General features: G+C 38.0%; 19 protein-coding genes. 18 read left to right on the plus strand and 1 reads right to left on the minus strand.

Annotation, left to right across the window (positions count from 1 at the left end; genetic code table 11):
• Positions 1-17 precede the first annotated feature (17 nt).
• The 6 genes from AACZ73_RS14855 (at position 18) to AACZ73_RS14880 (ending at position 8,280) form a co-directional block, all read left to right on the plus strand.
• Positions 18-596, plus strand: a complete 579-nt coding sequence (locus AACZ73_RS14855) for a hypothetical protein (RefSeq protein ID WP_339879020.1) — start codon at positions 18-20, stop codon at positions 594-596.
• Complete coding sequence (locus AACZ73_RS14860) at positions 593-1,435, plus strand: hypothetical protein (protein WP_339879021.1); 843 nt, start codon at positions 593-595, stop codon at positions 1,433-1,435. The genes AACZ73_RS14855 and AACZ73_RS14860 overlap by 4 nt, the downstream gene beginning before the upstream one ends.
• Positions 1,422-3,872, plus strand: coding sequence for a leucine-rich repeat domain-containing protein (locus tag AACZ73_RS14865; RefSeq protein ID WP_339879023.1), 2,451 nt, complete (start codon positions 1,422-1,424; stop codon positions 3,870-3,872). Before AACZ73_RS14860 ends, AACZ73_RS14865 begins: the two co-directional genes overlap by 14 nt.
• Positions 3,873-4,133: 261 nt before the next feature.
• Positions 4,134-5,657, plus strand: a complete 1,524-nt coding sequence (locus tag AACZ73_RS14870; protein WP_339879025.1) for a hypothetical protein — start codon at positions 4,134-4,136, stop codon at positions 5,655-5,657.
• Positions 5,645-7,123, plus strand: coding sequence for a hypothetical protein (locus AACZ73_RS14875; RefSeq protein ID WP_339879026.1), 1,479 nt, complete (start codon positions 5,645-5,647; stop codon positions 7,121-7,123). Before AACZ73_RS14870 ends, AACZ73_RS14875 begins: the two co-directional genes overlap by 13 nt.
• 2 nt (positions 7,124-7,125) lie before the next feature.
• Complete coding sequence (locus AACZ73_RS14880; protein WP_339879028.1) at positions 7,126-8,280, plus strand: hypothetical protein; 1,155 nt, start codon at positions 7,126-7,128, stop codon at positions 8,278-8,280.
• Here the strand turns inward: AACZ73_RS14880 and AACZ73_RS14885 are convergent.
• Positions 8,241-9,614: a hypothetical protein gene (locus AACZ73_RS14885; protein ID WP_339879030.1), complete on the minus strand. Its 1,374-nt coding sequence runs from the start codon at positions 9,612-9,614 to the stop codon at positions 8,241-8,243. The genes AACZ73_RS14880 and AACZ73_RS14885 overlap by 40 nt on opposite strands.
• 347 nt (positions 9,615-9,961) lie before the next feature.
• Between AACZ73_RS14885 and AACZ73_RS14890 the strand changes: the two genes are divergently transcribed.
• The 12 genes from AACZ73_RS14890 to AACZ73_RS14945 all read left to right on the plus strand — a co-directional run bounded on the left by AACZ73_RS14890 (position 9,962) and on the right by AACZ73_RS14945 (position 19,501).
• The gene (locus AACZ73_RS14890) at positions 9,962-10,315 is read left to right on the plus strand and encodes a four helix bundle protein (RefSeq protein ID WP_339879032.1); all 354 of its coding nucleotides are present in this window, start codon (positions 9,962-9,964) and stop codon (positions 10,313-10,315) included.
• A 120-nt stretch (positions 10,316-10,435) separates the two neighbouring features.
• The gene (locus AACZ73_RS14895; RefSeq protein WP_339879034.1) at positions 10,436-10,942 is read left to right on the plus strand and encodes an ArsR family transcriptional regulator; all 507 of its coding nucleotides are present in this window, start codon (positions 10,436-10,438) and stop codon (positions 10,940-10,942) included.
• Between the two features lie 111 nt (positions 10,943-11,053).
• A complete protein-coding gene (locus AACZ73_RS14900; RefSeq protein WP_339879036.1) occupies positions 11,054-11,881 on the plus strand; it encodes an ABC transporter permease in 828 nt (275 codons plus the stop codon).
• A 135-nt stretch (positions 11,882-12,016) separates the two neighbouring features.
• Complete coding sequence (locus AACZ73_RS14905) at positions 12,017-12,925, plus strand: glycosyltransferase family 2 protein (RefSeq protein WP_339879038.1); 909 nt, start codon at positions 12,017-12,019, stop codon at positions 12,923-12,925.
• A gap of 108 nt (positions 12,926-13,033) precedes the next feature.
• Positions 13,034-13,636, plus strand: a complete 603-nt coding sequence (locus AACZ73_RS14910) for a GNAT family N-acetyltransferase (RefSeq protein WP_339879040.1) — start codon at positions 13,034-13,036, stop codon at positions 13,634-13,636.
• Positions 13,637-13,806: 170 nt separating this feature from the next.
• Complete coding sequence (gene rffA, locus AACZ73_RS14915) at positions 13,807-15,039, plus strand: dTDP-4-amino-4,6-dideoxygalactose transaminase (RefSeq protein WP_339879108.1); 1,233 nt, start codon at positions 13,807-13,809, stop codon at positions 15,037-15,039.
• Positions 15,040-15,604: 565 nt separating this feature from the next.
• A complete protein-coding gene (locus AACZ73_RS14920; RefSeq protein WP_339879042.1) occupies positions 15,605-16,675 on the plus strand; it encodes a hypothetical protein in 1,071 nt (356 codons plus the stop codon).
• A complete protein-coding gene (locus tag AACZ73_RS14925; RefSeq protein WP_339879044.1) occupies positions 16,672-17,562 on the plus strand; it encodes an NAD-dependent epimerase/dehydratase family protein in 891 nt (296 codons plus the stop codon). Before AACZ73_RS14920 ends, AACZ73_RS14925 begins: the two co-directional genes overlap by 4 nt.
• The gene (locus AACZ73_RS14930) at positions 17,559-18,170 is read left to right on the plus strand and encodes an HAD hydrolase-like protein (RefSeq protein ID WP_339879046.1); all 612 of its coding nucleotides are present in this window, start codon (positions 17,559-17,561) and stop codon (positions 18,168-18,170) included. Before AACZ73_RS14925 ends, AACZ73_RS14930 begins: the two co-directional genes overlap by 4 nt.
• A gap of 4 nt (positions 18,171-18,174) precedes the next feature.
• Positions 18,175-18,570 (plus strand): methyltransferase domain-containing protein, encoded by a 396-nt coding sequence (locus AACZ73_RS14935; protein WP_339879048.1) that lies wholly within the window; start codon positions 18,175-18,177, stop codon positions 18,568-18,570.
• Positions 18,571-18,626: 56 nt separating this feature from the next.
• The gene (locus AACZ73_RS14940) at positions 18,627-18,884 is read left to right on the plus strand and encodes a hypothetical protein (protein WP_339879050.1); all 258 of its coding nucleotides are present in this window, start codon (positions 18,627-18,629) and stop codon (positions 18,882-18,884) included.
• Positions 18,885-18,976: 92 nt separating this feature from the next.
• Positions 18,977-19,501, plus strand: a complete 525-nt coding sequence (locus AACZ73_RS14945) for a hexapeptide transferase (protein WP_339879052.1) — start codon at positions 18,977-18,979, stop codon at positions 19,499-19,501.
• Positions 19,502-19,538 lie beyond the last annotated feature (37 nt).

The following is a 19,538-nucleotide window of genomic DNA, read 5'->3' on the forward strand; positions in this document are numbered from 1 at the left end:
GAAAAAATAAAATAGATATGAAAAATAAAATGATTCTTTTTCTGGGCCTTTTCCTTGCTACTTCAGTTAGCGTATTGGCTCAGTCCGAAACAATTAGCCCGGCGAGAAAGCAAGCAATTGATTCACTTGCACTTGAAAAAGTAAAAGATTTGAGTAAGTACATCAGCATCATTGGAAGCAAAGAAACCCAATTCTCTGAAGCTAATAGAGTAATGGATCGTGCTGAAGAACTTTTTTCTCCTGGTGCGGAAATGGGAGTTTCAAGTATCAACTCAAACGAAATCGCATATTATAAGGTAAGACGTTATTTTGAGCGTTTGATGGCTTTGAACTACGACAGAGTAAATATTACCTGGTACGATATCCAGTACATTTCGGATCTTGAAAGACAGCCTGACGGTAGATATGTTGGAGTGATTACTGTATTCCAACGATTTGAAGGAACCTCTATCGAAACAGGTATGAATTACAAAGACACTACTAAGAAAGACATCACTATCTACGTTGAGAAAAAGCAAACCCAAATTGCCGGTAGAACTATCGAATTTTGGGACGTCATGCTAGGTGACGTGAGAGTGACAGAAACCTCCGCATGAGAATAGTAACCTTTATCTTTGCGATATTCATCGCAAGCATCTCAATTGTCTCGGGGCAGGGCATAGGCAGCCCCGGGACAATTAAAGATGATGGCAAATTTGCCGCCTCTACCAAACAACTAAACCAATTCTTCAGAAGATTCAATGGTGAAGAATCACCCACAGATGGAAACGTAAGGTTCTATCCTGGAGATTCCTCTTACCATAACGCTGCTTTAAGAAGTGGATTTCTGAAGATACTTTTTGACAATCAGACTTCCTCTGTAAATCAGGATTTAAAAACTCAGTTTACTAACAATGTGCTTTCGCCTAGCTATCCTCAATACATAAACTTCCACAAAGAAGGTTGGTATGCCGAGGTTCAGGCCGATTTTATCTTTAAAGGCAAAAGAGAGAAAGCTACCCTAATCTTAAAACTTCAGGCAGAAGGGCTGGGGTATGAGTGGGTAATAGATGAGGTTTCCTTTCCCCCATTCAAAAACATATTTAACAAACCGGTGGGAGGTTCAAAAGACTTTTTGCATCCTTTGAGCCATGAGCTGGGGTTTATGAACCTCAGAAGGGCTTTTCAGGATTCGAAAATGCCCGAATCATTTACTGAATCAAGTTTTAAACCTGATTATCTGACCTTGTTTTTGTATGAAATGAAGCAAAACAACATCCGGTACGAGACTGTTACTGATGTCAAATTTCACTTCTTCCAAATTGAAGGCTGGTATTTTGAAGTACAACAATTCAACCGCCCTGGTTTTAATACAGGATGGCTGATTTCTAATCTTGTCAAACTCAACCCTGGCGACAAGGAAACTATTCAGAAATACATTTATGATCAGAACTAAGTCAATATATCTAAGTTTATTCCTTTTCTTCCTGAGCTTCTACGGAATGGCTCAGACTATAAAGGGTTATACCAAAGCTGAAATAGATGATTATTCGGCCAAAGTAGAAGATCAAATCCGCTTCTTGGAATATCTGCTCAATACCATAGGCTCTGCCGAGACGCAGCCTAGAGATAAGGACGTGGTGATTAGAGAAAGTTATCTGAAGATTTTCCGTGATGGGGAAGTTCAGGTAGAAGATGATCTCTTATTGGATAGAAAGGTGGTAACCAACAAAAATGTAACATCCTACCTTAAAGACATTGAGTTTTTCTATCGGGACGCCAATTTCAAATTCAAAATTAGAGATGTAAAGCCTCACCAGAAAGAAAATGGTGACGTGTTTTTTACGGTCTCCCTGGACAGAACAATCACTGCCACCGGGATAAACAATGAAAAAGTAACGAACACCAAACCTAGATTTGTGGAGGTCAACCTTGATCCCAAAACCCAGGAACTGAAAATAGCCAGTGTCTATACTACCAAAGTTAGTAGGGACGAGGAGTTAGCAGAATGGTGGTCAGTACTTAATACCCATTGGCAGGCTTATTTTAGAGATCGCTTTGCATTAAGCGAATACGATTCCATAAATGTGGATGTTCTCTACAGATTTGTAGAGGTAGATTCTCTGGATATTTCTGGTACGGATTCTCTTTTGGATCTCAGTCCTATGGAAGCTATGCGGAATCTGAAGTATGTGAATCTAAGCAATACCCAAATCACTGAACTCGGTCCTATTTCAAATGTGACCTTTCTGGAATACTTGGATGTGTCAAATACCCCCACTTCAGACATTCAGTTTATCAAGTATTCCGATAGACTTAAGCATTTGGATATTTCCAAAACCCAGATTAGGGATATCAGTGAGCTGGTTAATCTAAAGTCGCTTAGATCCCTGCGAGTGGAGGAGACTCCAGTTATGAGTTTTGCAGTGCTGAATGAATTTGACAGTTTGAAAAGCCTGTTTCTTGCCAAAAGCGGGTTTAATAATCCGGATAATATCAAGGATCTATCAAAACTCGAAGATTTAGATTTAAGCAATAATTACCTAGTCAACTTCAGCCAACTATCTGAATTGGCTTCCCTTCAGAATTTAAATCTTTCCCATACCAATATTCAGGATCTTAGTCCATTGTCAGGACTTGAGCAACTTGAAATGCTGGATATCACAGGTACGCAGGTGGCAGATATATCAGCATTGAACGGCAAAGCTGAATTGCATAAAGTCTTGGCGGATGATACTAAACTTTCTGTACTTTCTTCAGATAATTTTATCCGGACAAACCCAAAGGTATTACTCATTCATCACGTGAAAGATTTGGAAAGTTGGTGGGCAGGATTGTCTGATGCCTGGAAAGCAAGCATGAAAAAGGCCAATCCCATGATTACTTCTGATAACCCTAGTGTGGAAACACTCACTTCTACTATAGGATTGGAAGAGCTGGATTTGAGTGGGGCCGGGATCAAAACTATAAATCCTATCACGAGATTTGCAAAACTTACCAAAGTAGACTTTTCCGATAATCCTGTCACAGACGTGATTTCCCTCACTGAGGTAAAGACCTTGAAAGAAATAGTCGGAAGAAATTCCCAAGTGAAAGATATTTCTCCCCTCAAATCAAATGAGGAATTGGTTAAAATAGATTTGGATGGAAGTCCAGTATCCAGCATCATGGATGTGCTGAGTCTTCCTCAGTTAACCTATCTTAATGTAAATGGATCTGAAATAGTAAACGATGAGGTGCCGCAGATCATAATTCAAAAGCCGAATTTGACCATTGTTTACAGAACAGAGGAGTTGAATACATGGTGGGAATCTTTGGATGGGGTTTGGAAGGAAATATTTACTAAGGAGTTTTCTTTATCTAATGATCCATCTACTGAGGAGCTGCATGCAATGACAGAAGCTTCCTCGCTGACATTCGAGCGGGTATCTGTTGGAGATGTACAGGCCCTTACCGCATTTGTGAATCTTAGATCTTTGGTGATTTTTGATGCACCTCTGGGAAATATCTCTCCTCTGCAAGAACTGAAATTACTGGAGAAATTGAAAATTTCACAGGTACCGGTAACGGATTTCTCTCCTTTGAAAGGCCTCTCAAATTTAAAAGAACTCGATATCAGCAATTCTGGAATTGAGGATTTAGAGCCATTGTCAAGTCTGGTGAGCTTGGAAACTCTGAATATTTCCGGAACTAATCTTAAAACGCTGAAAGGACTTGAGCCTTTGATTAACCTTCAGGAACTGGATGTGGCAAGTACTAATCTTCGATCTCTGAAGCAAATAGAAGGACTTCCCAACTTGAAAAAACTTTCTTGTTTCAATACCAGACTGAATAGTAGAGCGGTGGATAACTTCAAAAAATCAAATCCTGAATGTGAAGTCAGGTACTATTGAGGGAAAGGGAAAAGGGATTAAAAAATTAGATAAAAAATCCCTTTAAAATTTTCTAAGAAAAATTGTGTTGGAAAAGTTGCTTAATCACCCTGACATAAAGGTATGTAGACGCTATTAAAAAAAAATACCCTGTACAGGGTATTTTTTTGTTTAGGCATGGGAAAGTTCTCCACATAATGGTATTATTGTAAGTTGTGATTTACTTATTTTTATTTTAAAATTATAAATTTAGATCTTGAGCATTACTTATTTGCATTTGACTTGAATAGGACTTTAGCCATTCTCACACTTTTTTCGCTTGTACTTATCCTTCTAGGAGTCAACCGGGGTTTTGATATTTCTGATGAAGGATTGTATGTTTTATTGGCTGTTCCAGATCAGGAAAATTTTGCTGGCATTTTTAACTACGATTTATTCTTCAAGCTTTTTTACAAGATCACAGGAATTGAGTTTGGGATAATTGGACTTAGGTTACTTCGCTTAATTCTATATGGTTTTGGTGCTTATGCCCTGACTCTCTTTTGGAGAAATCTTACTAACTCCAAATTTTCAATCAACATATATTTTTTATCCCTGGCAGGTCTGTTTGCAGGGTATGGTTTCTTGCCTCAAAGCCTTTCCTATAATTCCATTTCCGTAGTACTTTCCTGCTTTTGGTTATGCTTGATTTCAAAAAAGGATAAGGCTGATATTCATTACATCTTCATGGGAATATTGCTGGCAAGCATGCTATATGTAAAAATTACAGCGGTACTTGGGCTTGGGCTACTTACTTTAACGTCAGCGACATTTGACAGGAATTTCAAATGGTATCAAATAGTTGGTTTACTAGCTCCATTCCTCATTTTTGAGATATTACTATACTCTTCCTTAGGCGACTTTTTGGTCTCCAGATTATCGGGTGCCTCCCGTATGATGGCAGCGCGTCCTGATTACTCCATACTATTGTTGTTCAAATATGCAGGGGTTGGCTTTTTCTGGATTGCTTTGACTGCAATTCCCTTTCTGATTGCATCAAGATTTCAAAAATCAATGCCAACAGTAAGACTGTCCTTACTTGGTATAGCAGTATTTATGTTAGTCATTATTTGCTATTACACCTCAATTACTCAGGAGTGGAATCACATAGTCCTTCTTCTTACTGTAGCTATCCTGGCATATTTTTCCACTGAAATTGACTTGAAATCCATCTCCAGGAATCAGCAATTTCTTATACTTGTTCTCCTATTTTTACCTTTTGTTCTTCATTTCGGAAGCAATGTCTATTGGCTTCGCTTAGGCATCCATTATTGGGTATTTTGGATTCTGGCCACTTTTTTCCTCTTTGAACACATGAAGTTTAATCTCATAGAATATGTAAAATTAGTAGTGGGGTTAATTTCTTTACTCTTGGTGTTAAATGGCATCTGGATTCATCCATTTGAACAAGAGCCGCTGTGGGAAGCAGATCAAAAATGGAATTATAGTAATGAAGATTACTTATTTCTGTCCCAAAATCAGATACTTGTTTTAAATGCTATTAAGCCTCTGGTGGAAGGGGAGGACCAACTCTTGGCATTGTATAGAATTCCAGGAATTCCATTTCTATTAAATAAAACTTCTCCAAGTTCCCCAGGATTCTGGACAAAAAGTCAAACCGAATATTTTTTTCCTTCTACTTATCAAAGAGACTTGCTTATAGTCAACTCCCTAGATTCCTTACCTTCCTTTGTGAAAAATGATTATTCGACAAAATATGTCCAGCTTCCGGATAGCAAAGAAATTAAGGTGTTATGGAGAAAGTAAAATCTAAGACTTTCTTTTTATTCTGGTCATTATTAGGCTTAGGTGCTCTAATTTTCATTTGGTTTTTACCCTGGAGATTTCAGGTCAATGATGACGTCATTATGATGTGGCTGGTTTCTGGGGCTTATACCGGCACGCCAGAATCCTACGCGGTATTTATACATCCACTCCTGAGCTGGACTTTTTCAAAACTCTATACGTTTGCTCCTACCATTCCTTGGTACCCCTTCACCTGGTATTTGGTCATTTATTTGAGTTACTTGGTGTTTTTAAAAGCTATAGAGAAAAATTTCAATTCCACTTCAGCAAAGACTGTCTGGGTTTTATTTATTCTTGGTTTATTAGTCCATTTCCTCTTTTTTCTACAATTTTCTATAGTCTCAGCTTTTGCCATCTCAGCTGGTTTTGCATTTAGATTGAATCATGATAGTAGGATTTTCAACATATATGCTGCAGATCTTTTGATCCTTTTCGGAGTGCTGATAAGAATGGAAGTTTTGTTACTTTTTCTACTTGGATTGCTTGGACTTCAGCTCCTTTTTAGAAAGCTTCACATGGCGAAACTATTGTTAATTCCTATGCTTTTCCTTGCTTTGGGTTATTGTTTCAATTTGTTGTGGTTAAATATCAATGGACTATCTGAGTTTTATGAATTAAATAAACTTCGCTCCTTGGTATTTGATCATCCAGCACTTCAGATGAATAAAAGTGCTTATTTAGTTTCTGATCCTCAGTTATTTAGTTTTTCAAATGGGCTAATGGATTTTCAGACAGATGATCTAACAAAAAATAAGTTATTGGGTTGGAAAGATTTACTTGACCAGTCAAGGTTTGAAAGTATGGATTTTAAAAACATCTGGTTTTCCCTGTATTACTATATACTAAATGAAAAGTATTTAATTCTGATAGCATGTGTGTTTGTCACTTTTCGCATCCTGGAAACTTGGAAGAGTACTATGATTAATATCCTAATATTTGCGTTGGTAGCCCTTCTTCTTTCACCGTTCTACTTGCTTAAAATTCAGGTCTATGTGATTTTTTTCCTACTGTTTTTGCTGTGGTCTTTGACTGCTGGTGATACTGAGAATGCTAAACTAGCATATAGTAAGCTATTCGCTAGTTTCCTTTTGGTCATGATTGGTGTTCATATATATAATTTTCTAAGCAATGTGAAAAGGGATGAAGCTAATAATAAAATTATGAGTTTGCTGAAGGAATCTAATAAGAGTTTTAACGGAGAAATAATTCTTATCGCCTCAAATGAGGTATATGCTCATCTAACCCCGGGTAAACCTTTCAGCTTTCAACTATTAGGCTGGCCCACACTATTAGAGAATAGTAAAAATCATGTTCAGAAGGTTAACCGGAAATATCTTATTGATAAAGAAATTTTTGATACTAATTTCCAATATTTCAAAGAACTGCAGCAAAGATCTGAAGGATCAAATCAACTTATTATTTTTTAAAAATGCGTAGTTTCAAATTTCTGTTCTTCGATGGAATAGTCTTCTTACTTTACTTATTTACCATTGGGTATTTTATTAAATTTTTTGGTTTTATTGATATCAAAGATCATAATTTACTCTTAAGCAACTATTTATCGGCAGGTTATTTCCCCATACCTCCGGGTTACTATTTTTTAGTATATGCATTGGATATGCTGATAAGAATTAAATACCCTTTTGTAGTAAGCTCTGCATTAGTACTGTCCTTTTTTCTTTGGTGGAAGTATAAGTTGCTGTTTACTGAAATTAGCAAATCAATGGGGAGGAAAGGACCCAAAAGCTTTCTGCTTTCACTATCTTTTCTATTTCTATCTCCTATTTTCATTCCTGCTATTGATGGGGATTTTTGGTACTTAGGTAAGTTTACCCAAACGATATGGCATAATTCTACACTAATATGTGTGTTTCCCTTTTGTATAATCCTTATTCTACAGACCTTAAAATGGTTGGATTCTAAGGATAGAACTCACCTATTCTCCATGTCCGCACTTTGTTTTTCTATTCTATTGATCAAGCCTAGTTTTCTCTTTTGCTTTATTCCAGCTTTACCCATATATATACTGATAAGAGACAGGAAGCTTTCTACACAGTTTATTCATTCTCTGCTTTTTATTTCCGTGATCTTTCTGCTTTTATTTTTGGAGAAATACCTGATATTTTCTTGGGATCCCATGATAAATAAGTTGTATGCTGTAGATGAGATATCTAAGGTGGTGATTAACCCATTGGGTGTGTGGCTTAATTTTTCAAATGAACCATTGTTTGATCTCATTAGTAGTTTCCCACTACTGCTGTTCTTCTTGATATGCTGGAAAAAATCGGCATTTGAAACTCCCTACTTCAACTTATCCTTGCTTCTCTTGGTTTTTGCGTTGTTGGTATATCTATTATTAGCAGAAACCGGATGGAGAGAGTTCCATGGTAATTTTTACTGGCAGATTCCTATTGCTTTGCTTATCAACAGCCTGAGTATTCTGCTGGCGGTTATTCGCAGTTTCCGATTGGAAGGCAGAAAGTGGACTCCTAAGTATGTTGCTATCGCTTTAGTGTATGTGATTCAGGTAGCAATGGGACTGTGCTACTGGTTGAGAATATTCGTTGAGCGTACACTGAGCTGACCATTTTTCTCCTCAATAATATGGCTAGGTGCGAGCATGTTCATTTCATAATAAGGGAGAACATAACGTATTACTTCTCCATTTTTTGCTTGAATTGGCAATTGGGAAATTGAATATGAATGAAGTATAACAGAATCAATTTGGACGAGGGTAGTATGCATGGTCTCGATCTTCTCTGTGATTTCTATAGGGATTTCAAATGTTTCCGGATTTACTCTGTAGCTGATGAGAGTGTTTTGAAATGGTAATATCAATACAAAGGAAGCCAAGTTTATCGCTACAAACGTCTCTGCAGACCAGCGATGTTTTGGATTTGAAATAATCCCTAAATTAAGGAAAAGACATATTGGCGTGTACATTCTTAAATCCACCCAAGTGTAATTTTTATATAGTATGAGATTAAAAATGATAATAATTAAGAGTACAACAACCCCACCCATCATCAGCTTATCTTTCCTGTAATATAGAATGGAATACAGCAAGCTTGCCGCTACCCAGATTTTTTGCAAAGTATAAAAATGTCCCTCTGTATAGTACAGCGCAAAATATATGTTTCTTTTTAAGTTGAATACCAATGTATTCAATGCTTTCCAATATTCCTGCTCTTGGATTTTTTCATTGATTCCTGAAAAGGTATTGGGTACCTGCTCATGAAAAAAATATTGGAACAGGAAGGGTAAGGCAATCCCAAGAATTAAATAGACAGGCTTTAAATTACAATTATTTGGTCTAGGTAGCATTATTACTCCATATAACGCAAAAAACCAAGTGGTTCTGATTGATCCTAAGAGTAAGATGAATACTAGAAGAATAAGTAAATCAATGGGTTTAGTACTTTTTAAATAGTTTTTTGTAAGTAAAAATAATCCTATAGCCCCAGCTAGCTGTAGGAGTTCAGGGAGATATGTTACGGAGTAGAAAAGGGTAATCGGACTTCCAAGGATCAAAAGAGCTTGAAAAACTTTAACGCTAGCGCTGTTTCCTTTGCTCAATATTAAGGTTATAACCGCGATTAATAGAACACTTATGTTAATTAAAGGTATACTTAAACCTCCCCAGCCTATTAGTTTAGAGATTGTTCCATAGATAAGTGGATAAGCTGGTCCATGGGCATCTACCCCGAAGACTCTGGAGCCTACACCGCTATATGTGAATATCGCTTTTAGATTGTTTGTGATGTAAAAGCCTTCTGAGTTTTTAAAATAAAAATGCTCATCTCCGTAGTATGGGGCATAGTTTGAATTCAGGAAAGAAAAAAAATAGACGTAAACTGCAACAACTCCTGCCAGTGCCATCAGCAGATAGTGCAGTTTATTAATCTTTCTGAAATTCATTACTCCTATGGAGATTTTTATTGAGTGCCCAAATGATTATTTGATTGATAAATATTGACATTAATTAAGTAATCTCCAATTTCACTTCATTCCATTAGCCGCATAATCATTTGCAAAACTCATTTACCCGAGTAAATTTGTTACTCGGTGAGTAAGTTTTTTACTCATCACCGCTAGTTTCTGGAATGGGAGTGAAGGAGCGAAGCTTTCCGCCGAAGGCGGAATTTGTAATGAATAATTTTTTTGAATTTAAAATTCATTCAGTAATGTGCTGTAATTCATTGTCAATTAATTGATTAGTAGTTAATTTAAAATGTTCAATTTTTCAATTTTAAATTATTTAGAGCATGGCAAACATTATTGTTGAAAAATCCTTCCGGTTTGCTCAGGAGATTATTACAGTTTATCTGGTTTTAAGAGAAAAAGGGCATTTTAAACTTGCGGATCAACTTGTCAAATCAGGCACTTCAATTGGTGCCAATATTGAAGAATCTCAAGCTGCTCACTCTAAGCTAGATTTCATATCCAAACTCACAATTTCAAATAAAGAAGCAAGAGAAACTAGATACTGGTTAAGACTTTTGGAAAAAAAAGAATTTCTCGGAGACCATCCTTCATATTTCTACTTGACATCAGAAATAGAAGAAATAATCCTACTACTTAATTCTATTATCAAGAAATCCCGCGAAAACTTTAAATAGATAACCTATTACCGGGTGCTCAATAAAAGTCCCCCCATTTTGAATTCTTAATTCTTCCATTTTAAATTTTACATTATTAATTCATTTTAAATTTTTAATTCTTTCATTTTAAATTAAATAGTGCTCGAATCCCTAGTCACCTCTAAAACACGAATTAAGCTTCTCCTGAAGTTCTTTTCCCACGCTAATTCAGGATACCTGCGCTCCCTTGCCAAAGAGTTTGACGAATCTACCAATTCCGTAAGGGTAGAGCTGAATAGGCTTACAGAGGCAGGATTATTGGTGGCTGAAGATGAGGGAAAAACCAAGATGTATAAGGCGAATACCAGCCATCCATTTTTCGAAGAAATCAAAGGGATGGTATCGAAATTTCTTGGTCTCGATGATCTGATGGAACGGATAGTCAAAAGGATGGGAGCCGTGGAAAGAGCATATATTATCGGCGACTATGCCAAAGGGGTCGATTCTGGAACTATACAGATGGTGCTTATCGGAAAAGAGCTCGACAAGGAGTACTTGGAATTTATCAAGGAGAAGACCTACGAAAAAGTCCAGCGCAAAGTGGAAGTATCCATCCTAGACACTGACCCTGGAGACATTCAGGGTATTCTGGTGTACGGGAAGTAAATTTCAAATTACTAATTGCCTCATTTTAAATTCTCTATCCCCCTATTTTACATTTTACATTTTTCAATTTTAATTCACTCATTTTAAATTTTAAATTTCTAATTTCAAAATTTGAATCCTAAGGATAATATCAAAATCATCCAACCAACCTCGGGGTGGCAACTCATAGACTTCAAGGAACTTTGGCGCTACAAGGATCTATTGTACTTCCTGACGCTCAGGGGAATCAAGGCAAGGTATGCGCAGTCAGTATTGGGAGTGGCGTGGGCAATTATCCAACCACTGTTTACCACCGTTGTATTTACGATTGTTTTTGGCAATCTGGCAAAGGTAGATTCCGACGGAATACCTTATACCTTATTTTCCTATTTGGCACTTTGGCCATGGAATTATTTCTCAGGAACTCTCACTGAGTCCGCCAATTCCTTGATACAAAATGCCAATATGATCACCAAAGTTTATTTCCCAAGGATGGTACTTCCCCTAAGTTCCATACTGTCCAAATTGCTGGATTTTATTATTGCATTCGTAGTGGTAGTGGGAATGATGATTTATTACCAAGTTTCTCCAGGCTGGGGTTTGTTGTTCCTTCCTTTGTTGATTGTCCAACTCCTCATGTGCAGTCTGGGGATGGGAATGATGCTTTCTGCCATGGCAGTGAAATACAGGGATGTCAAGCATGCCCTTACTTTCGTGGTACAACTCCTTCTATATGCCGCACCGGTGGTCTATAGCACTACAGCAGTGCCTGAGGAGTATCAGAAATTTTATGTACTTAATCCAATGGTAGGTGTAATCGAAGGCTTTCGTGCAGCCTTTCTGGATCGCCCTATGCCTTGGGAATGGATCTGGCCAGGGAGTATTGTCGCACTTTTCCTTTTCATCTTCGGTATGATGTACTTCCGTAGAATGGAAAGGATTTTTGCTGACGTAGCGTAGCAAAATGTTGTCCACTTCCACTAATTATAACTGAATTCACTCCGACAACCAATAACCAACAACTACCAACAGGAAATCATATCTTAATTAAGGGCCTATCCCAATTCCAAACTATTCCATTTTAAAATTAAAATCTTGCTCTCCATCATCTCCCCGGTCTATCGCGCTGAAAACACATTGGATGAACTTACTTCTAGAATCAGGAAAGTTTTAGTGGGACAGGAAATAGAGATTATACTTGTGGATGATTACAGTCCGGATAGTTCCTGGGATAAGATAGAACAGCTCGCAGAAATTCATCCGGATATCAGGGGAATCAAACTTTCAAGGAATTTTGGACAACATTACGCCATCACCGCTGGGCTGGATTCTGCCAGAGGGGAATGGATAGTAGTCATGGACTGCGATTTGCAGGACAGACCTGAAGAGATCCCATTATTGCTGGATAAAGCTAATGAGGGATTCGATGTGGTATTGGCCAGGCGAACAAATCGCCAGGATGGATTTTTCAAACGATTTGCTTCGAAGATTTTTTACAGAACACTCGCCTGGCTTACAGGTTCCAAACAGGACGAGCGTATAGCCAACTTCGGTATCTATCATCGCAAAGTGATTAATGAAATTGTGGGAATGCGAGAAAGCATCCGCTACTTTCCTACCATGGTCAAGTGGGTTGGCTTCCGGCAGACTACGCTGGATGTAGTCCATGCGGAGCGCGGGGAAGGTAGCAGTAATTACAACTTTAAAAGCCTATTCAATCTGGCGGTGGATATCATGCTGGCTTATTCAGACAAACCTATTAGACTGACTGTGAAATTGGGATTGATAGTGGCACTTACCGGCTTTCTCTTCGCCCTGTATACTTTATATAGATACCTGCATGGAGATATAGTGGTGGAAGGATATGCCAGCTTGATTATTTCACTTTGGGTTCTTACAGGATTCTTACTGATTACCTTAGGAATAGTGGGACTTTATATAGGTAAAACCTTCGAAGGTGTGAAAAACAGACCCATTTACATTATCGAAAAAACAATCCACTAAAACCATAACCAACACCCAACAACCCCCAACCAACACCCAACCTCCCTGAACCCAATAATCAAACAGCTTTCTTTCGATTCCAACCTCTTCGGCTATCCAGTAGGAAAAGTGACAATCGACGGTGATTGGAATGAGGAAGACTTTTTGAATGCTGCCGAGAAGTTCCAGTTGATCTACCTCTTTTCAAAAGAACCCCTTGAATTCACAGATCCACATATTCAGCTAGTCGATACTAAGCTAACTTTTAAAAATAAACTAGGTAGCCTTCCAGCCGTTCCAGATATCACTACCTATAATGCCGGGTTGAGCCAGGAGTTAGAGGAACTAGCGTTTTTGAGTGGGGTGTATTCCCGCTTTAAAATCGATAAGAGACTTGAAAATGATGAATTCGAAAAACTATACAAGCTCTGGATTAAGAAAGCATGGGAATCCCATTCAATATTAGAGGCCAGTCCGCTTCAAGGTATGGTGTCATACGCTGTAGAGGGTAAGTCTGCCGCTATTGGTTTAATAGCTGTTGCTGAAAAAAGACAGGGTAAAGGATTGGGCAGGCAGCTGATGAAAGCGGCTGAAGTGAAGGCTTTTTCACTTGGAGCAAAAACTATTTCCGTTAGCACCCAGCAATCAAATACCCCAGCTTGTAGGCTTTACGAGTCCTTAGATTATACTCTAATTGATACCGTCTTTGTATATCATTACTGGAAAACTTAATACTATTCAGATCATCTCTGATAACACCAGAAAACAACACACCAACCAATAACCAACACCCAACTACCAACAACCAACAACTAACAGCCAAAAACTAACAACCAATAACCACCACCGAATTCCAAATTTTAAATTCTCTCATTTTAAATTTCCCACTTCCCATTTCCCAAATCCCTATCCCCTTCAACAAACCCTACCTCACAGGGAACGAACTTAAGTACATTAAGGAAGCGGTGAGCCTAGGCAAAATCTCAGGTAACGGAGAATTTACCCGCCGTTGTCAGGAGTTTTTTGAAAAGAGGTATGGCTATCAGAAATGTCTGCTAACCACTTCCTGCACTGATGCGCTGGAGATGGCCGCTATCTTGTTTGATATACAACCGGGAGATGAGGTCATCCTACCAAGCTTCACCTTTGTATCCACTGCCAATGCCTTTGTATTGCGTGGAGCAAAAATTGTCTTTGTTGACAGCAGGGCAGATCATCCTAATATGGACGAATGCCTGATAGAGGAATTAATTACTCCAAAAACCAAGGCGATTGTAGTGGTGCACTATGCAGGTTTGGCCTGCGAAATGGATGTGATCATGGATATCGCGGAGAGGCACGGTTTGAGGGTGGTGGAGGATGCGGCTCAAGGCATTGATAGTTTTTATAAGGGCAAAGCGTTAGGAAGTTTAGGGCATCTGGGAACGATGAGTTTCCACGAAACCAAGAATATCCAATGTGGGGAAGGAGGGATGCTGATGATCAATGACCCCTCGCTAATTAAAAGAGCAGAAATACTCTGGGAAAAAGGAACTGAAAGGGTGGCTTTCTCCCGGGGGGAAATCAGTAAATATGGCTGGGTGGATATCGGAAGTTCTTATTTGCCATCCGAACTCAATGCCGCTTACCTCTGGTCACAGCTGGAGAATTTGGATAGGATTCAGGAAAGAAGAAAGGCAATATGGAAAGACTACTTTAATGCTTTCAACAACGATTTCGCTAAACCTACAGTTTTGAGCGCTAATTACTTGGGGGTAGTTAAAAATTTAAAATTTAAAATATCTAATTCCTCGCATTCCACCTCCAACTTCCAACCTCCAACTTCCAACTTCCACCTCTTCTACATCCTCTTCCCATTTCTAGAAAGCCGAACAGCTTACGCAGCAGACCTAAAAGAACAAGGAATCCTGGCCGTTTTTCACTACCAAAGTCTTCACAAATCCGCATATTCCAAAAAGCACTTTCCGGATCAATACAATAGAGAATTACCTAATTCCGATCGTTATTCAGACTGCCTTTTGAGATTGCCCTTATTCTATGAATTACCGGAAATTTCCAGTCTTCTCGACGACTGCAGAGAGAAAAGATCTCATCACCGACAACTGACAACTGATAACAGAAAACCTGGGAACTGACAACCAAAGTTTGCAATTCATAAACAACCGAGTAAATTTATTACTCAGTCAAGGTTAATAGCTTTCTCGGCACCCTTCTAGGAATAATGAAATATGTGCAAACTCTAATTTTCGAATGGGAGTGAAGGGGCGAAGCTGTGATCTTTTTCACTACAAATTCACAGTACTTTTATACCATTTGTTCAATAGTATGTAAATCGCATGTAAGTTTCTTTTTATCAACTAGTTTTGAAATTTCCTTTGGAAATGAATGGAGGATTAAAAACTGAATAGTATAAGCAGTGCTGCAAATCAACACTCCACACGATTCTTAGAAATTTTTAAATGGGGTTTGACCCTGCCTTTTTCCAAAAAATTAGTGATTTTAAAAAAGGAAATTAGCTGAAAAAGTTCAGGAAAATCGACTAATCTTTGCATTTAATACTTTGACCCCATTTATTTAGTTAATTTCTTTGGGGAACAATGGAATTTTCAAAAACTGCTGAATGGGTATGTTAAGCTTTAAAAAATTGTTTTTAAAGTGGCAAATTAAGGGGTTACAGCGAGTTAACATCATTTAAAAAGTATGAAAAAAATTTTAATAGGTGGAGCGGGAGGAGCTCCATCGGAAGGAGTTATTAATTCTCTACTGGACAACAGAAATGGAGAAGAAATTATTGGAATGGGAAGTGAGCCTACCGATCTGGTTCTATCCAGAGCGGTTCGTAAATACTTCGTTCCTTACGCAGATACACCAGAATATAAAACTGAGTTGCTTAAAATCCTTCGTATTGAGAAACCTGATTTAATTCATTTTCAAAACGATTTGGAAATTTTTAACGCGTCTCTTTTTCGTGATGAGATTCATGCTGAAGGAGTCAAAACCTATATGCCTGATCATGAGGTAATAGATACTTGCGTGCATAAGTATAAAACATATCTTAAACTCGAAAGTGCTGGGATTAAGGTGCCTAAAAACATCATGTTGAATGATGAGCAAGATCTTATTAGAGCTTTTAAGGAGTTGGGTGATAAAGAAGGTAAAATTTGGCTTCGAACTTCTTCCATTGGAGCTGGAGGAAAAGGGGCATTGCCCACAAATGACTTCGAATTTGCAAAGCATTGGATCACCTTTTTCAATGGCTGGGGAGATTTTTGTGCAGCGCAAATGCTTTCCCAAAAAACAGTAACATGGCTTTCCATTTGGCATGAAGGTGAACTCATTGTAGCCCAAACCCGAATTCGCAAAGGATGGGTTCATGGCAATCGTACTCTTTCAGGCGTCACTGGGGTAACTAAAGTTGGACAAACCTACGCTGATCCTTTGGTGGATGAAATTGCAATGAAAACCATTTTTGCAGTATCGGATAAGCCACATGGAATATTTGGTGTAGATATGACCTACGATGTAGATGGAATTCCCAATCCAACAGAAATTAATATCTCACGATTCTTCACTACCGTTTTGTTTTTCACTAAAGCGGGTCTCAACATGCCAGCGATATTTAAAGACCTTGTTTTATACGATGAGTTTCCCAATCTGGAAAAGAAAATCAATCCACTTCCAGAGGGACTTCTGTGGGTAAGAGGAATGGACACCAAGCCACGCTTGATGATGCCCGGTGATATTGAAAGGGAAGTAGAAAATTTGTTATGATCTTAGTTACTGGAGCTTCTGGGTTTATTGGGAAAAAATTAATTACTGCATTGGTCAATGTGTATGGAGTTGATCACATTTTGGCACTTACATCAAAACCTATTTCAGAATGCCAATACCTGCTACATGATAATTATTCATTCGATCATGATTATGTGATAAAAGCTGGATATGCTGATGTGACTACCCTATTACATGCTGGCGCTTTCACACCCAAAAATTCAGCAGAGGGAAATGATGTGGTTTCATGTACCAGCAACATCAACAATACCATTAAGTTGCTTCAGTTAAAATTGCCCGCACTGGAGAAGTTTGTTTTTTTGAGTACACTGGACGTATATGGAAAGGACGCGAAGATTAGTGAAGACTCTCCCATTGATCCAGTATCATTGTATGGACATTCAAAATTGTATTGTGAAAAAGTAATTGCCTCATGGGCGAAAACCAATAATAAAATTGCTCATTTGCTTCGTGTAGGTCATATTTACGGTCCAGGCGAAGAAGCCTATCAGAAATTGATCCCGGCTACTATGCGTAAATTGTTGGAAGGTCAGCCTTTACAACTTTGGGGTAGTGGCAATGAACTACGTTCCTTTTTATATATAGATGACTTGGTAAATTCAATATTAAAATCCTTGGAAACTAAGGCTGATTTAGGAGTCATAAATTTGGTCAGTGGAAAAACAATCTCTGTCCGTGAATTGATCCATACACTTATGGGAATTAGTGGTATTGATTCCACAGTAGAAGAAGTAAAGATGACTACTGAAGGCAGAGATCTTATTTTCGATAATACCAAAATGCAAAAGGAATTGGGATTGAAAGAAACCTCTTTGCTACAAGGGCTAACAGCTGAGTGGGAATATATGAAACAGTTCAGTCGATGAATATTTTCTTTGATCTGGATGGAACCCTTGTAGATGCCAGCGATAGATTATTTAAACTTTTTAAGTTTCTAGTACCTAATTCTGAACTCACCAAAGATTCCTATTGGAAGCTTAAGAAAAATAAAATTTCACACGCAGAAATATTGCGAAATCAGTTTAAGTATTCAGATCAGCAAATAAAGGAATTTGAGAATACGTGGTTACACATGATTGAATTGCCGGAATGGATTGCTCTGGACAAACCAGTTGAGAATAGTACCCTTTTTTTATGGGAGCAAAAAAAAATACATTCTTTATTTGTGGTTACAGCAAGGCAGTCCGAAGAGCAAGCATTAATGCAGATTCAGCGGTATGGGTGGGAGTCAATTTTTGAAGATGTACTGGTAACAAAACATCAGCGGGAGAAGTCAGAAATGATTTTGACAAAAGAGATTAATATAGGCTCTGACTGGATTGTGGGAGATACGGGTAAAGATATTGAAACAGGGAAGAGGGTAGGATTATTGACAGCGGCGGTGCTTTCGGGTTTTTTGAATCAAGAAAAACTGCTGGAGTATAAACCAGATATAATAGTAAATAGTGTGGTTGATCTAGTATTTGACGAATAAACGTATGGATCCTTCAAAAGATAAGGTGATCGAATCAGCAAATTTTTACGGAAAGTCTTTTTTGAATTTCGATTACCAACTAGCCGATTATAACTTTCAATCGTTGAAGCCTTTCTTTAAAGGAAAGAAGGCGTTGGAGCTTGGGCCATGTTCAGGCTATATGACGAAATCGTTGATTAAAGAATTTGATTCCATCGATTTAGTGGAAGGTTCTGAAAAATTGCTAAATCAGATTCCGGATTATCCGAATGTCAAAAAATTTCACTCATATTTTGAAGAATTCGAACCTACAGATACATACGATTCCATTATCATGAGCCATGTGCTGGAACACATCAAAGATCCGGTTCTAGTATTACGTAAATTCATAACTGGCTACACGAGGAAGGAGTCTTCTTAATATCTGTTCCCAATGCTAAATCCTTACACCGAATAGTAGCTGTTGAAATGGGATTGTTGAACTCAATTTATGAATTAAACAGCAGAGATCATGAGTTAGGACATTACCGGGTTTACGATATGGATACGTTAAAGTCCCATGTCACGGAAGCTGGTTTTAAAGTAAAAGAGACAGGTGGTATATTTTTGAAACCAGTGTCAAATGAACAAATTGAACAACACTGGACAAAAGAAATGATTGAAGGTTTTTATAAAGCAGGTCAACACTTTCAGGAAAACTGCGCCGAGATTTTTTTGGTATGCGTGAAATATTAAGTGCAAAATTCGATTGCTTTCTTTTAAGCAAAAGATAAAAATCGAATAACCTTTGAAAGAATCTTGAAAATAAATCAAAATAACTCCACTGCATGATCATAGCAGGAGTAGGTGGACATGCGCTTGAACTATTGGATATTCTCATTTCAGAGTGTAAAACCTATGGTCTTCTCTTCTTTGATGAAAATAAATCCTTAAAGCTATTTGAAGGAACATATCCAATTATCCACATTGAAGAGGAAGTTGCAAAAGTATTTCATGAAGATCCCGGATTTATTCTGGGCACGGGAAATCCAAAAGTCCGGTACCACTTTTATCAAAGATTAGGCAAGCTGGGCGGAAAACTTACTACTGTACAAGGACAAGGTGTGGTGAAAAGTGGATTTAGTAAAGTAGAAGAAGCTGATATTTTCAATCTGTGCTTTATTGGACCAAATATACAACTGGGTAAAGGTTGCCTGATCAATACCGGCGCTCAGATTCACCATGAAGTGGAAATTGGAGATTTCACAGAGGTAAATCCTGGAGCTGTAATATTAGAAGGAGTGCAGATTGGAAGCTTAAGTTCCATAGGTGCCAATGCTACCATTCTTCCGAAAGTTAAAAGTAGGGAATAACGTAGTAATAGGAGTAGGTCTTTCGTAACTCGGGATG

This window comes from uncultured Algoriphagus sp. (genome assembly GCF_963974835.1).
Taxonomy (GTDB): Bacteria; Bacteroidota; Bacteroidia; order Cytophagales; family Cyclobacteriaceae; genus Algoriphagus.

Excerpts from the sequence above, each read along its gene's own strand:
- AACZ73_RS14875 (WP_339879026.1), top strand. The coding sequence starts at position 5,645 with ATGGAGAAAGTAAAATCTAAGACTTTCTTTTTATTCTGGTCATTATTA.
- AACZ73_RS14925 (WP_339879044.1), top strand. The coding sequence starts at position 16,672 with ATGATCTTAGTTACTGGAGCTTCTGGGTTTATTGGGAAAAAATTAATT.
- AACZ73_RS14855 (WP_339879020.1), top strand. The coding sequence starts at position 18 with ATGAAAAATAAAATGATTCTTTTTCTGGGCCTTTTCCTTGCTACTTCA.
- AACZ73_RS14860 (WP_339879021.1), top strand. The coding sequence starts at position 593 with ATGAGAATAGTAACCTTTATCTTTGCGATATTCATCGCAAGCATCTCA.
- AACZ73_RS14880 (WP_339879028.1), top strand. The coding sequence starts at position 7,126 with ATGCGTAGTTTCAAATTTCTGTTCTTCGATGGAATAGTCTTCTTACTT.
- AACZ73_RS14865 (WP_339879023.1), top strand. The coding sequence starts at position 1,422 with ATGATCAGAACTAAGTCAATATATCTAAGTTTATTCCTTTTCTTCCTG.
- AACZ73_RS14890 (WP_339879032.1), top strand. The coding sequence starts at position 9,962 with ATGGCAAACATTATTGTTGAAAAATCCTTCCGGTTTGCTCAGGAGATT.
- AACZ73_RS14935 (WP_339879048.1), top strand. The coding sequence starts at position 18,175 with ATGGATCCTTCAAAAGATAAGGTGATCGAATCAGCAAATTTTTACGGA.
- AACZ73_RS14920 (WP_339879042.1), top strand. The coding sequence starts at position 15,605 with ATGAAAAAAATTTTAATAGGTGGAGCGGGAGGAGCTCCATCGGAAGGA.
- AACZ73_RS14945 (WP_339879052.1), top strand. The coding sequence starts at position 18,977 with ATGATCATAGCAGGAGTAGGTGGACATGCGCTTGAACTATTGGATATT.
- AACZ73_RS14930 (WP_339879046.1), top strand. The coding sequence starts at position 17,559 with ATGAATATTTTCTTTGATCTGGATGGAACCCTTGTAGATGCCAGCGAT.
- AACZ73_RS14885 (WP_339879030.1), bottom strand. The coding sequence starts at position 9,614 with ATGAATTTCAGAAAGATTAATAAACTGCACTATCTGCTGATGGCACTG.